Source organism: Duganella sp. FT27W (assembly GCF_009295655.1).
GTDB classification, from domain to species: Bacteria; Pseudomonadota; Gammaproteobacteria; order Burkholderiales; family Burkholderiaceae_D; genus Rugamonas; species Rugamonas zoogloeoides.
In genome coordinates this window covers 1-258 of record NZ_WHIV01000039.1, presented here as the reverse complement: position 1 = coordinate 258, position 258 = coordinate 1, and the positions used below count along the sequence as shown (strand labels likewise).

General features: G+C 53.1%; 1 rRNA gene. It reads right to left on the bottom strand.

What is annotated here, in order from left to right:
* Positions 1 to 148 precede the first annotated feature (148 nt).
* A 16S ribosomal RNA gene (locus F8197_RS28345) occupies positions 149 to 258 on the bottom strand; the annotation flags it as partial.

Here is a 258-nt window from a genome sequence, read left to right as displayed (position 1 = left end):
GGGCTGGTTGGACTCGAACCAACGACCCCCGCGTTATCAACACGGTGCTCTAACCAGCTGAGCTACAGCCCCAAATGCTGTTCTTCTTGATTGACAGTCGATAAGTGTGAACGCTTGATGAGTAGTCCGAAGACCAGTGCTACTCTAGAAAGGAGGTGATCCAGCCGCACCTTCCGATACGGCTACCTTGTTACGACTTCACCCCAGTCACGAATCCTACCGTGGTAAGCGCCCTCCTTGCGGTTAAGCTACCTACTT